The organism is Cutibacterium sp. KB22876 (assembly GCF_059728865.1).
On sequence record NZ_AP040858.1, the window covers coordinates 826,014 to 839,104 of the forward strand.

The following is a 13,091-nucleotide window of genomic DNA, read 5'->3' on the forward strand; positions in this document are numbered from 1 at the left end:
CTCACCGCCCGCCGGTGACGGTCATGACGGTCCTGCCAATTCGCACCTCGTCCCCCACCGACAGGCGCGTCGGGTTCTCGATGCGCTCACCGTTGACATGGGTGCCATTCGTCGAGGCCAGATCCTCGACGAACCACGCGCCGTCGATGCCGGGGCTGAACTCGGCATGGCGGGTGGAGGCGTAGTCGTCGTCAATGGGAAGGGTGCAGTCGTTGCCGCGCCCCACGGTGACGCCGTTGGCCAGCGGGACATATGTGCCGGCCCCACTGCCGGAGATGACCTGCAGACCAGTCGGTACCGGGGCGACCTCACGACGACGAGCCTTGCGGCCCTTACCACCTCGCCCAGGACCCACGGCAGCGGCTTCAGCATTGTGAGGTACCCGGTGACCGTAGATGTCGGTACGAATGACGTTCGTGACGAGCAGGATGAAGATCCACAACACCGCCAAGTAGGCAATGCGTAACAGCGTGACGAGGAATTCGCTCACGATCACATCCCCGTCGGAGAATGGACCAGCATCCGTGTGGAGCCGATCTCGATGCGTGACCCGTCGCTGATCTCAGCGCTGGAGACCTTGACTCCGTTGACCGACACCCCATTGGTGGAGTTGAGATCCTCGATGGACAGGCCGATTCCGTCGCCCTGGGGCCAGACGTTGACACGAGCATGGAGACGAGAAATGCCCGGATCGTTGATGCGAATGTCAGCATCGGAACCTCGGCCGATCGTCAGGCCCGGGGGAGTGAGGGGATGACGCACCCCGTTGACCTCCAGTACCAGCGGCGCACGACGGCCAGCGGTGGCCTTGGCGTGGTTCTCGCCCGTCAGAACGGTGAATTTGCCGACCGGCAGGGAGCCGTCCAGGTCGTAACGGATGTGGATGGGTCCGTTGAACACGTAGTGACGCTCGCTGGCGTGATCACGCAGAGTCGGGATGATCTCGGCATTGAGGGTCTTGGTGTAGGGGACGAGACGCTCGTAATCATGGCTGGACAGCCGGACCACGAAATCATTGGGAACCAGTGACTTGTCGCGGGACAGGATCTGCGCCTCGGAGTCGAGCTCGCGCTGCAGCCGACCGGCGATCTCCACCGGCTCAACCTCACCACGGAAGGCGCGCGCGAAGACGCCACTGACGGCGCCTTCGATCGACTTCTCGACCTTATCCAGGAAACCCACCCGGCTCCTCCTTCCGGCTGACATGTCAGGCTGGTCGTCCGTTTCACACGGGCTACCACCATGCGAGTGTACCCAGAAGGTCTGACGATACCCTGTGACGGCCGTGTTCCGCGTGGCGGACGTTGCACTCGAAAGCGGCTTCGGAAGCGCCACCGGGGCCGGTGGGAAGGTCAGCGGCGGCTGCGCCCCACGGTGAACATGAGGTCGAGCCATGCGTCGCCGATCTTCGAGCTGCCATGGCCGGAGACGACCTCGGCCGCAGACTCGCGCTGGATACGACGCAGCGGGGCATCAGCCATGCCCTGGGAGAGAGCGCTGGCCAGTTCCTCCATGTTCGTGGCCGGATATCCGCTGCGAGAGAGGATGTCAGCTGCCGCAGGGGTGTCGGCGTAGGCGATGGCGGGCAGTCCGGCACCAGCGGCGTCGAGGATCCGGGAGGCTAGGTCCTCCTCGCGGGTCAGGACCAGGGCCAACTCACTCTGGTTCATGATGGTGTTCTCAGATCCGGCCGGGTGGATTCCGACGTCACGGCGGGCTGCCACTGCGGAGTGGATGCGGGTCTCGTCGTCGAGGCATACCTCCAGGGACCAGCCGGGGACGACCTGGCAGGCTCGGTCGAAGGTGGCGAGGGCTTCCGAGAGCTCCTCATCGGTGCATGGGCCGAGCAGGGCGACTCGCTTCGGACGGTCACCAGGGGTCGGGCTGGCACCTGCGGCCGGCACACCGATGGAGTGCACCGGAACACCGAGGTGCTTCCAGGGATTGGTGTCGGGGTTCGGGGTGACGACGAGGTCGACGAGCTGGGGGAGCTCATCAGGAGCCTTGTCGGGGTCGGTGACGAGCAGGACGACGACCGGACGGTCGGCCTGACCAGCGACCGGGAGATCAGCGATCTCGTCGAGACGGCTGGGATCGGTCACGATGATCGCGGACTGGTGGTCGAGGCTCTCGCCGAGGTCCTGGCGAGCCTTCTCCTGACGGTGGAGTGACCACTTTTTCAGGACCTTGCGGGCCGGGGCTGGCACCGACGAGGGGGCCGTGGTGTCCTTGGATTCTTCGATCGGAAGCTGTGACACCTCGATTCCACGGCGGGAGAACTCGTCGGTGAGATCGGCGACGAGGCGATTGGGACGGTTGTCCCCGGTGGCGGTCACCATGACGATGCGGCGGAATCCGCGGGTGACGTGGGTTGCGCGGTTGATGGTCTGGGCGAGGCCGAGATCGAGGTGCATGGTGCTCATTCTGCCGCGCGACGGGGCCTCACGGGGGTCAGCATGTGTTCTAGATCCTCGAGAAGTCCGTCCAATTCGTCGGCGCAGGCCCGTACGATCTCGCTGCTGCGACGGTAGGGGTCCTCGATGTCGTCCGTCGAGCCAGCCGCGAAACGGTTCTGAAATGCCTTGCCAATGACCTGTCGAGGGTCCATAGTGGGGTCGTCCCAGGTGAGCTCACTGGCGATTGCGACGAATTGCGGCAGGGTGAAGGTCCGTTTCATCACTTGCGGCCACCATTCGACGATGGCGTCCCGTTGTCCGGCCGTCATCGTCAATATGAGGTCGGCTTCCACCGCGTCGTCGATCTCGATCTGGTGGGAGGAGGTCGCGGCCGCCTCGGCTTGATGGCGTTCTAGCTCGCGGCGCATCTGCTCCCACATCGGCAGGCCTTCCTCGGCCTGGATGCCTGAGCTGGAGACCTCGAAGCGCGAGGGATTGAACAGGTGAGCTGCCCGGGCATGGCAATACGCCGAGCGGCAGATATTGGCCGTGCAGACGAAATGGATTCGCAGCGGGGCCGTCGACTGTGCGTGTTCGGTCATGATCGTCAACCTCTCGCGATCACGATACCGAGTGATTCCAGGTGGTGGAGGTAGCTGATGACGTCCTCACAGATATGGTCGGCAGGCACGTGAATCAGGGCGGCAACGTCCGCGACGATCTCGTCGGTCGTCGCTCCCGGGCGCTCGGCGACGGCGTCCCAGATGATTCCGCCGCTGCTGTCGAGGCGATACACCTGGGTATCCGGGACGGTAGCCACAGCCACGCCATCCTCGTCGTACGTCCAGGCCACGTTGGGGCTGATCCGCCACGTCATCGGTGTCCCCTCCGGTGTCGGGGGTCCAGCTGCTTCCTGAGCTGTTTCCGGGCCACCTGGAGGACCTCCTGGGAGGCCCTGACGGTGCGGTCCCAGTAGCCGCGAACGATGTCGGCGCGGGTGAGGTCATGGCCGAGGTCCATGCGGAGGTGCGGTCGATTGAGAGCGAGGGAATTCAGAACTACCTTGACGGCTTCCTTGCGGGTGGGAGCGGCGCGGACTCGAGCGCGCCACTCGTGCAGACGACTGGGGTCGCCGGTCGAGAACTGTCGCCACAGGTCATAGGTGCGGTGTTCGCGGTACTGCTCCAGTTCGCCGATGGCGGCGGCCAGGGCGACCTGGGCGTCGAGATCGCGGGCCAGGCTGCGCACCGTCTGGCGCTCCTGATCGCTGGCGTCGTCCCAGCACCGCACCTTGTCGGGATGGTTCGGGTTGCCACTGCGGGCGGCATGCAGCAGGAGGATGAGACGCTGGTCGGTGACGCTGGGAGTGTGGATGGGGGTGTGGGCGATGTCGATTCCTTGACGACGGGTCCACAGGGCTTGGAATGCCGGTGAGGGCGCGATGTTGATGCCAGGGAATTGACGGTGGATGTCGGCGTAGCCAAGGAGTTCGTGCCAATAATTGGCCGCATGACCGAAGGCCGAGCCGTCATGGAAGTCAACCACTTTGTGCCAGCCGTGATGTGCGAGTGTGGTCTCGAACTGGGCGAGGTGCTCAGGACGCACGAGGACGTCTGCGTCCGTGGAGCCGCGTGGGATGACGGTGTCCTCGTCATTGACGATGCAGTGCTCCAGAAGTTCTGGGGAGACAGTGGGGCCTTTGATGTGTAGCACGTCGGCGCCGCATCGGTCGGCCAGCCGTTGTAGGACGCCGTGGGTTAACTCGATACGGCTCGCAGTGCCGATCGGTGTCCCCTCGATCATGTCATTCATCGGCTTGGATGCTATCAATTCGGGCCGTCATGACACCGTCAGGACGTGGTGACGGGACAAGTCCTCGATGGAGGTGGTGAGGATCTCGATCATGTTGCCCTGAGGAGGAGGGCCGATGAGGGCCTCGAGTTCGGAGCCCAGCTCCTCGAGTTCCGAGGGAGTTTCGAGAACGCCCCAGATGGCCACGGCCAGAGGGCTCAGACGGATGACGGAATCCTCGACGATGACGAGGGCCTCGCCCTCCTCGAACCAGATGTCGGTGACGTCGGCGCGAGAGATCAACATGGTGCCCCCAGCGCATCCTTGATGAAGGGCTCGAGAGTCTCGCACTCGGCATACTGGGCCCGCCACACCTGGCCGGTGTGGTCGATGAGATCGGCCAGCAGGTGCAGTGGCTTGGGGAGTTTGTGGATGGACGAGGACTGTTCGGCCATCGTCACCATGGCATCAAGACGCCGCTCGGGGGTGATGAGGGTGTCGTGGGAGTCGTCTCGTGCCAGCAATACGAGGTGGCTGACATGCGGATGCGGGTGGCAGGGCTGCAACCCCAGGTCGTCGGGGCTGAGTTCGGACTTCTCCCCCAAGAGGTCGGGACGACGGGTAGACAGCGGTTTGGGGTAAGGGAGGATCCGCCAGGTGTCGGGCTCGATGGCAACCGTTTCGTCGCTGATGTATCCATATCGTCGCCCCAGGTACGTGGCAAGGGTGGTTTTCCCGGTGCCGCCAGGGGCGATGAAGACAACTGAGTCCCCAGTGGCTGGGTGACACACCGCGCCGGCGTGAAACATGAGGAGGTGGCCGATCTGACGGGAGATGAGTTTTCGGGTGATCTCCTGCGTCAGGGAGGATGCCGTCATCGGACCGGGGGTGAGGGAGAGCGCATCAGGATCCGGGTCGGCGAGGCAGCGAGCCCACGCATGGCGCAGCTCCTCCTCGTCCAGCCCGGTCCCGGAGACGTCGACCTGCACCGTGGTGCCGAGGGCGGCAAGGTCCATCACTTGGCCACGCCCAGGTGTTCGCGCAGTCGATCGGCGGCCGTGGCCGGGGTAAACCCGGTGGCCTCGATACGCGACAGGTCGAGGGTGGAATGGGTCGGTCGGGGGGCCAGGTTCTTGTCCTTGCCCCACTCCGCAGCGGTCGTCGGGGTGACGGTTCCCTCGGCTCCAAGCAGGGTGAAGATCTCGCTGGCGATGTCGAACCAGGTCTGCGTCGGTCCCTCGTTGGAGACGTTGTAGGTGCCGAACGCAGCGCCGGTCGTCAGCAGGTGGACGATGGCGGCGGCGAGGTCACGGGTGAAGGTCAGTCGGCCGTGCTGGTCGGAGACGACCTGGGGGCTGATACCGCGACGGGCCAGGTTCGCCATGGTGTCGACGAAGTTGCCACCCTCGCCGACGACCCAGCTGGTGCGTATCAGGTAGTAGCGCGGGTAGGCGGTTACGCTCTCGTCGCCGGCGGCCTTGGTGATGCCGTAGATGCCCAGCGGGCTGAAGGTCTCGTCCTCGGTGTGGACCTCGGCAGTGCCGTCGAAGACGTAGTCGCTGGAGACGTGGACCAGGGTGGCTCGACGGGATGCTGCGATCCGGGCGAGATGGGCGACACCGGAGACGTTGGCGGCCCAGGCCGTGGCCCGGTTGGCAGGGTCCTCGGCTGCGTCGACGGCAGTGTAGGCGGCGGCATTGATGATGGTGCCGACCCCACTCCAGTCGAAGGCGTCCAGACTGTCCGGGTTGGACAGGTCGAGGGTGTCACGGGTGGTGAACTCGGCGTCTGGCAGCAGCGGCCGCAGTGCCTTGCCGAGCTGGCCGTTGGCGCCCAGCACGACGGTACGGGGCTTGCGGAAGGGGGTGACCTCGCTCAGCGGTGGGTGATGGCGGTCGGCCTCGGACAGTTCGGCGTTCTCCAAGGAGATGGGCCATTCGATGCCCAGGGCCGGGTCGGCGAGGTTGACGAAGGTGTACGACTTCTTGGCCTCGGCCGACCAGTGGTCGTTGACGAGGTAGGTGTACGTCGTGCCGTCCTCAAGGGCCTGGTAGCCGTTGGCCACACCCTGGGGGACGAAGACGGCCGTCTCGGGACCCATCTCGACGGTGACGACGTTGCCGAAGGAGTCGCCGTCGCGCAGGTCGACCCAGGCGCCCAGGATGCGTCCGTTGGCGACCGAGACGAGCTTGTCCCAGGGCTCGGCGTGCATGCCGCGGGTGACCCCGGCCTGGGAGTTGTGGGACATGTTGTTCTGGACCGGACCGAAGTCGGGCATGCCGAGGGCGGTCATCTTCTCGCGCTGCCAGTTCTCCTTGAACCAGCCGCGGTTGTCACCGTGCAGGGGCAGGTGAAGGACGAGGAGGCCAGGGATGTCGGTGGTGTCGATGCTGAGGTCGCTCATCACTGTCCCTTCGCTGCGTAGGCGGCCTCGGTGGCTTCCTTCTGGGGGCGCCACCAGGACTCGTTGTTACGGTACCAGTCGATGGTGTTGGCCAGGCCGTCACGGAAGTTGGTGTACTCGGGCTGCCAGCCGAGCTCCTCGCGGAGCTTGGTGGCGTCGATGGCGTAGCGCAGGTCGTGGCCGGGGCGGTCGTTGACGTGGTCGTAGCCGTCGGTGGGCTGGCCCATGAGCTCGAGGATGAGCTCGATGACGGTCTTGTTGTCGAGCTCGCCGTCAGCGCCGATGAGGTAGGTCTCGCCGATCTGGCCGGATTCCAGGATCGTCCAGACGGCCGAGTTGTGGTCGTCGACGTGGATCCAGTCGCGGACGTTGAGGCCGGCGCCGTAGAGCTTGGGACGGCGTCCCTCCAGGATTTCGGTGATCTGACGGGGGATGAACTTCTCGACGTGCTGGCGTGGGCCATAGTTGTTCGAGCAGTTCGAGATGGTGGCTTGGACTCCGAATGAGCGTACCCAAGCACGTACCAGAAGGTCCGAGGAGGCTTTGGAAGCTGAGTAGGGCGACGACGGGTTGTACCGGGTCTGCGGGGTGAACTTCGTCGGGTCGTCGAGTTCCAGGTCGCCGTAGACCTCGTCGGTGGAGATGTGGTGTAGCCGCGTTTCGTGTTTGCGGACGGATTGTAGCAGGGTGAAGGTGCCAACAATGTTGGTCTGGATGAACGGGGCCGGACCGTCCAGGGAGTTGTCGTTGTGGGATTCAGCGGCGAAGTGGACGACGGCATCGTGATGGGAGACGAGCTCATCGACGAGGTCAGCATCACACACCGATCCTCGTACCAGCTGGAAGCGGTTACGGGGCAGCCCTGCCAGGGAGGCCTCGTTGGCGGCATAGGTCATGGCATCCAGGACGGTGACGGTGGCGTCGGTGTTGTCGAGGACCCAGTGGGCGAAGTTGCTGCCGATGAAACCGGCTCCGCCGGTGACTAAGAGGGAGGTCATGGTGGTCAGTCTATGGACGAATGGCTGATCTTGCGTATTGCGTGAAGTTCCACCATGACACGGTGCGGCGTGCGTGGATGGGATGTGAGCACCATTACGGATGCCTTCGTTACCATCGTGTGGTGAATCACAGAGCCCCAAGCTCGGATCCAGGAAGAGAAAGTGGACCCCCATGTTTGACTGCTTGGCCCATGAGCGCAGAAAGCCAGTGATTGCGGACAAGGTGGTGATTTCACTTGCGAGTGCCGAACGTCGCAACACGACCGTTCCCAAGTTGGTTGATGCCGGATTTCGAGTTCTCGACGCCATTGACGGTCGTCTGATGTCGAAGGAGGAGATCGCCGAACGATTCGACACCGCGCTGTTCGAGGATACCTTCCTCCATTATCCGAAGCCTGGGGAGATCGGCTGCACGCTGAGTCACCTGATCGCCATTTCCGACTTCGCCGCGGCGGCGGGGGGGTGCCGACGACTGGATCGTCATCACAGAGGATGACGCCGCGCTATCCCCGTGGTGGGGACGTGACCTTCCGCGAGCGTTGGGTGCGGCGCAACGTCTCGGCGTCGATCTGGCGGTACTCGGCATGTACAGCGCACCCATGGACCAGCCGGCGAAGGATTACTGCAGCCGTCACCACCCGCTGGGTATCGGGGCGAGGCCTGTCTCGGTGTTGTCGACGGGGACACCGATGCCCGCCGTCCGCGCGGTGAATGTCATCGTTCCCCAGTTCGAGTTGGGCTCTGTGGGGTACGCGATGACGAGAAGTGCCGCGCGAACGATTGCCGCGTATGAGGGGAAGCCCTGGGGAAGCCCTATTGGGTTGCGGACGATTGGAGGGTGATGCGCCGGATGGGCCTGCGTATCGGGCTTGTGAAGTCAACCCTCGTGGAGCCGTCCAGCGGTGTCGAGAGCACCATTCGGCACGGGGACAACCCCCGGGTCCACGACTACGTCATGTCACCGCGGGAAAGGCTGGCCCTCAAGACCCGTTTGAAGGCTCTGAGAGGGAAGGTCGTCGACTCCTCGCGGAAGAGCCGTGAGATCCTCCACAGGTTGAGGAGCGGACGTCGGAACTGAGTCCGGAAGTCCTCGGCCGTGCCTCCTCGGGGTTGTGGGCATCCCGCACACGGATGCATCAGTATTGATGGGTCGGTGACGATCGTGCGATCAGGATGCACAGATGCGGGATTCACAGGCATCGGGATTGACAGATATCGGGAGTGAAAGGATCGGTGACGCCGTGAGGGATGTTGTACGGGCAGTGCGTACTTTCGCGGAGCGGGCCCGGCACGAGGTCATGTCGAGGGGTTCGCAACTGCTCCCCTCGGATCGAGGGCTCGTGCAACGCGCGACCGGTGACGATCACCCGAGTGCCGCATCCCGGACGGTGGAAGGTGCTTGGAGCACTGACTCTCCCGCGGTGTCGGTCGTCGTCCCGCACTACGGCGAGGTCGAGCCGACGATGTCGGTGGTTCGTGACCTGATGGCCCAGGAGGGTGTCGACTCCTTCGAGATCATTGTCAGTGACGACTGCTCGCCGCAGACCTTCCCTGAGGGGGAGGGCTGGAAGGTTGTCCACGGTGCGGCCAATGGCGGTTACGGTGCTGCCTGCAACCGGGGTGCAGCAGCCGCGAATGGGGAGTACGTGCTGTTCCTTAACAGTGACGTGACGATCGGGTATGACTTCCTACGCCGCTTCCTTGAAGCAGCCAAGCCATGGGGACGCGCCATCACTGCGCCCGCGGTGCGGCAGGGAGATCATGCGGCACCAGTGGCGAGGTTCTGGGGCAAACCCCATCAGTACATCGTCAACTGGGCGACGCCGGGCGCGCGGTTCCATGGTCAGGAGTGGTTTGACCGGCTCCAGGGACAAGACGTCACCTCGATGAACCGCGCGATGGAGAGTGGGTTTGGTGTCGTCGTTGACTGGGTTTCCGGTATCGCGCACATGATGCCCTTGGAGGATTTCCAAGCTGTCGGGGGATTCGACGAGGACTACTTCATGTACTGCGAGGAAATGGATCTTCATCGTCGGCTTCATGGGGAACGAGGTCTCAAGGCGGTTTATCTGCCCCAGGTCGAGATCGGTCATGTCGGAGGTGGGTCCTCATCGGCGGAGAGAGTCCGTTCCTGGAACGTCGACGGTCAGTTCCGCTTCTTCGACAAGTGGGGCGGGGCACGACGTTTCTTGGCTGGGATGGTGGCGACATCTGTCCTCAACACGGGTTGGAATACCTTCAAGAAGGCTCGTGGAGCTGACGTCGCCCCAGCAGGAACGCTTGCTGATGAGTGGTCGACAATCATGCATGGGTGGCGACATCGCAAGGACAGCGGTGCCCAACGTCGACCGGTCCGATCGCTGTCGCGTCCCGAGGACCTCCTGCCAGATTGCCGGTCCCTTCTCATTGTCGAGATGCGCGCTGGTGACGCGAACAGGGATGCCAGCGCCCTTGCTGGCCGGGACGGTGCGCAGGTGTGGACCGTCGGCGTCGGTCCGAACGACCACCGACCTGAGAGCTTGGCGCACGAGGTTTTCACATGGCAGGACGCCCACCCAGATGGTGTCGTCGTCTTGCCAGCAGGGGCCGGAGCCCGTCCCGACAAGGGGAGGGACCTGCGGTGCCCACGTTTCTCAGAGAACTCTCGACTCGTGACGGTCGATCCTGATCATGCGGCAGTCCGTGACGGGGTGCTGACAGTGCTCTCCCATCTCCGGCCGTCGGTGGTCGTCCTCTATGAGGAGACTCCGTTCCGTCAGTCAGGCCACCCGGAGTGGCGGACGATCGTCCACGCGTCGTCATGCGCCGACGACCGCGGGATCGTACGTTGCGCTGTCACCTGTGGAAACTCCGACGAGCTGTACTGGTTGCTGACGTCCACCGATGCGGACGACAGTGGCCACCGTCTATGGTGAACACATGCGCGGAATCATCCTGGCCGGCGGTACTGGGTCCCGGCTGCATCCCATCACGCTGGGGACGAGCAAGCAGCTCGTGCCCGTCTATGACAAGCCGATGATCTACTACCCCCTGACCACCCTCATCTTCGCGGGTATCCGGGACGTCCTGGTCATCACGACACCGCACGAGGCTGAGGCCTTCCACCACCTGCTCGGTGACGGATCGCAGTTCGGCATCGACATCGAGTTCGCGGTGCAGCCCGAGCCAAAGGGCCTGGCCCAGGCCTTCACCATCGGTGCTGATTTCGTTGGGGATGACGCGTCCTGTCTTGTTCTGGGAGACAACATCTTCTCCGGTCCAGGGCTGGGAACTCGGTTGCTGACCAAGGCTCAGTCCGTCGACGGAGCCCTTATCTTCGGCTATCAGGTTGCCGACCCGCGCGCCTACGGCGTCGTCGAGGTGGACGACGACGGTCTTGCGATCTCGATCGAGGAGAAGCCAGAACTTCCCAAGTCGCACTGGGCAGTGCCCGGGCTCTATTTCTACGACAACGACGTCGTCGCGATTGCGCGAGATCTCAAGCCTTCGGCTCGTGGCGAGTTGGAGATCACCGACGTCAACCGCACCTACATGGAGCAGCGCCGACTGCATGTCGAACTGTTGCCGCGCGGTACCGCATGGTTGGACACAGGGACCTTCGACTCCCTCAATGACGCGGGCAATTTCGTGCGCGCGATCCAGGCTCGGCAAGGCCTGCAGGTGGGATGTCCCGAAGAGGCTGCATGGCGACGCGGATTCCTGACTGACGAGGGACTTCTCGAGAGAGCTGAGATGTTCGAGAAGTCGGGGTATGGAACCTATTTGCGTGGTCTCGTGACCCACCCCTGAGGTAGCGGTCTGGTCCGAACTCGCCCAACGGATTTGTGTGCCGTAAGATTACGGTGCCTGTGGGCTGATTTCGGCCTGTCCACATGAGGGCCAGCGAACCACCAGAGGAGTCCATACCCCGTGACAGTTGTCGACGTCGTCCGCATCTTGCGGCGCAACCTTGCTCTGCTCATTGTCTGCACCCTTATGGGAGGACTGCTCGGCGCGGTTTACCAGCTGACGCGTCCGGAGGTGTTCACGGCGAAGGCGACCGGAATGGTCGTCGCTGGCGACTCTGCATCGGTCGGCGGGGCAATGTCCGGCAATACCATTGCCCAGCAGCGAGCGACGACCTACACGGAGCTTGTCGAGACGCGAACCATGGCTCAGAAGACGGCCGAGATCCTCAAGAAACAGGGGATCCCGGAGGCTGCGAATGGGCAGCTGACGGCGTCGGTCCCGGGCGACACAGCCTTCATTGAGATCAAGGCAACGGGTGACACCGCCAAGAACGCCCAGGCTCTTGCCAACGCGGGGTTGGAAGCGCTCATCTCTGAGGCGCTTCGTATGGAGACCTATGGCCAGACTGCAGGGTCAGGCAAGAAGAGCGACGCCCAGTTGGCCAAGATGACCTCGGTGCATGTCCTTGGCTATGAGTCCGCAGGGCTGCCGAGCGGTGACCGAGGGAAATCGCTGGCCCTATACGTCGCTGCCGGTTTGGTGGTCGGTTTCCTCATCGGTGCGGTCATTGCGGTGATCCGCAAACAATTCGACGTCAAGGTTCGGGATCAGGCCACTGTCGAGGAACTCACTGGGTCCGGAATCCTCAGTGTGATTCCGGATGACAAGAAGCTTGCCGAGCAGCGCGAGAAGTCGATCGTGCACATCTCCGGTGTCACGGGTGAGGCTTTCCGTCAGCTTCGCACCAACCTGCGGTTCGCCAACGTCGACAATCCTCCGCGCACTGTCGTGATCACCTCGGCCAACCCGGGTGAAGGAAAGTCGACCGTTTCGACACACCTCGCCGTCGTCATGGCACAGGCCGGCGAGAAGGTCGTCCTCGTTGATGCCGATATGCGCCGTCCGGTGCAGCACAAGGCCTTCGGTGCAGAAGCGAGCGTCGGCCTCTCCCAGGTACTTGCGGGCGATGTGAGTCTGGATGACGCCCTGATGCGAACCGAGACCAAGCGTCTTCAGATGCTGGCTGCTGGGCGTATTCCCCCGAACCCTTCCGAGCTTCTTGGTTCCCAGCGGATGAAGGATCTCCTGGCCGAGTTGCGCAAGCGTGGATATTTCGTCGTCATCGATGCGCCGCCGCTGTTGGCCGTGACGGATGCCGGCTTGCTTGGCGCCATTGCCGACGGAACTATTTACGTGGCCGTCGTCGGCAAGACTCACCGAGATCAGGTGTCCCTGGTCGCAAAACGTCTGGAGCAGGTTGGAGCTTCGCTCCTGGGTTCGGTCCTGACTCGTGTGCCTCGTAAGAAGATGGGTGACGTGCTCTACGGCTACGGAGCATCCACCTATGGATATGGCTCCTCTTACGGCGATTACGGAAAGCACGGCTATTACTCCTCCTATGGCACGGAGGAGCAGGACACTCAGGAGTCGATTGCCGTTGTCAAGGACACGCAGCAGCCGAAGGAGGGGCTGGTCCGGGTCCAGAAGACGGAGCGCGCTGACGCGGATGCAGAAATCACCCCACGTCGGGCGAAATGACTGGAGTTGTGACTG

At 63.5% G+C, this 13,091-nt stretch carries 15 protein-coding genes; 5 read left to right on the forward strand and 10 right to left on the reverse strand.

All coding sequences use genetic code 11. From position 1 onward, the window contains the following. Position 1: 1 nt before the first annotated feature. From AC6I1W_RS03685 to rfbB, 10 genes are all read right to left on the reverse strand, one after another. Positions 2 to 490 (reverse strand): FHA domain-containing protein FhaB/FipA, encoded by a 489-nt coding sequence (locus AC6I1W_RS03685; RefSeq protein ID WP_036980066.1) that lies wholly within the window; start codon positions 488 to 490, stop codon positions 2 to 4. A gap of 2 nt (positions 491 to 492) precedes the next feature. After that, positions 493 to 1,182, reverse strand: a complete 690-nt coding sequence (locus AC6I1W_RS03690) for an FHA domain-containing protein (protein ID WP_015583404.1) — start codon at positions 1,180 to 1,182, stop codon at positions 493 to 495. Positions 1,183 to 1,352: 170 nt separating this feature from the next. After that, positions 1,353 to 2,414, reverse strand: coding sequence for a glycosyltransferase (locus tag AC6I1W_RS03695; RefSeq protein ID WP_015583403.1), 1,062 nt, complete (start codon positions 2,412 to 2,414; stop codon positions 1,353 to 1,355). 5 nt (positions 2,415 to 2,419) lie between these two features. Further along, entirely contained in the window at positions 2,420 to 2,998 is a 579-nt protein-coding gene (locus tag AC6I1W_RS03700) for an arsenate reductase/protein-tyrosine-phosphatase family protein (protein ID WP_015583402.1), read from the reverse strand. Between the two features lie 5 nt (positions 2,999 to 3,003). Next, positions 3,004 to 3,273 carry a PqqD family protein gene (locus tag AC6I1W_RS03705; RefSeq protein ID WP_004810316.1) on the reverse strand — a complete coding sequence of 90 codons (270 nt, stop codon included), beginning with the start codon at positions 3,271 to 3,273 and terminating at the stop codon, positions 3,004 to 3,006. After that, a complete protein-coding gene (locus tag AC6I1W_RS03710) occupies positions 3,270 to 4,208 on the reverse strand; it encodes a nucleotidyltransferase family protein (protein WP_497743520.1) in 939 nt (312 codons plus the stop codon). Before AC6I1W_RS03710 ends, AC6I1W_RS03705 begins: the two co-directional genes overlap by 4 nt. A 27-nt stretch (positions 4,209 to 4,235) precedes the next feature. Next, on the reverse strand, positions 4,236 to 4,493 hold the full coding sequence (locus AC6I1W_RS03715; RefSeq protein ID WP_065673029.1) for a nitrate ABC transporter: 258 nt from the start codon (positions 4,491 to 4,493) through the stop codon (positions 4,236 to 4,238). Next, on the reverse strand, positions 4,487 to 5,203 hold the full coding sequence (locus AC6I1W_RS03720) for a hypothetical protein (protein WP_065673030.1): 717 nt from the start codon (positions 5,201 to 5,203) through the stop codon (positions 4,487 to 4,489). The genes AC6I1W_RS03715 and AC6I1W_RS03720 overlap by 7 nt, the downstream gene beginning before the upstream one ends. After that, on the reverse strand, positions 5,203 to 6,591 hold the full coding sequence (locus tag AC6I1W_RS03725) for a sugar nucleotide-binding protein (RefSeq protein ID WP_270237481.1): 1,389 nt from the start codon (positions 6,589 to 6,591) through the stop codon (positions 5,203 to 5,205). The genes AC6I1W_RS03720 and AC6I1W_RS03725 overlap by 1 nt, the downstream gene beginning before the upstream one ends. Then, positions 6,591 to 7,589 carry a dTDP-glucose 4,6-dehydratase gene (rfbB, locus tag AC6I1W_RS03730; protein WP_270237483.1) on the reverse strand — a complete coding sequence of 333 codons (999 nt, stop codon included), beginning with the start codon at positions 7,587 to 7,589 and terminating at the stop codon, positions 6,591 to 6,593. The genes AC6I1W_RS03725 and rfbB overlap by 1 nt, the downstream gene beginning before the upstream one ends. 208 nt (positions 7,590 to 7,797) lie before the next feature. Between rfbB and AC6I1W_RS03735 the strand changes: the two genes are divergently transcribed. The 5 genes from AC6I1W_RS03735 (at position 7,798) to AC6I1W_RS03755 (ending at position 13,076) form a co-directional block, all read left to right on the forward strand. Further along, the gene (locus AC6I1W_RS03735; RefSeq protein ID WP_270237485.1) at positions 7,798 to 8,085 is read left to right on the forward strand and encodes a glycosyltransferase family 25 protein; all 288 of its coding nucleotides are present in this window, start codon (positions 7,798 to 7,800) and stop codon (positions 8,083 to 8,085) included. A 354-nt stretch (positions 8,086 to 8,439) separates the two neighbouring features. Beyond that, positions 8,440 to 8,667 (forward strand): hypothetical protein, encoded by a 228-nt coding sequence (locus AC6I1W_RS03740; protein ID WP_284950338.1) that lies wholly within the window; start codon positions 8,440 to 8,442, stop codon positions 8,665 to 8,667. 262 nt (positions 8,668 to 8,929) lie between these two features. Next, the gene (locus AC6I1W_RS03745; protein ID WP_270237488.1) at positions 8,930 to 10,504 is read left to right on the forward strand and encodes a glycosyltransferase family 2 protein; all 1,575 of its coding nucleotides are present in this window, start codon (positions 8,930 to 8,932) and stop codon (positions 10,502 to 10,504) included. 4 nt (positions 10,505 to 10,508) lie between these two features. Further along, the gene (gene rfbA / locus AC6I1W_RS03750; protein ID WP_270237490.1) at positions 10,509 to 11,378 is read left to right on the forward strand and encodes a glucose-1-phosphate thymidylyltransferase RfbA; all 870 of its coding nucleotides are present in this window, start codon (positions 10,509 to 10,511) and stop codon (positions 11,376 to 11,378) included. A gap of 120 nt (positions 11,379 to 11,498) precedes the next feature. Beyond that, positions 11,499 to 13,076, forward strand: coding sequence for a tyrosine-protein kinase domain-containing protein (locus tag AC6I1W_RS03755; RefSeq protein WP_270237492.1), 1,578 nt, complete (start codon positions 11,499 to 11,501; stop codon positions 13,074 to 13,076). Positions 13,077 to 13,091: the final 15 nt, after the last annotated feature.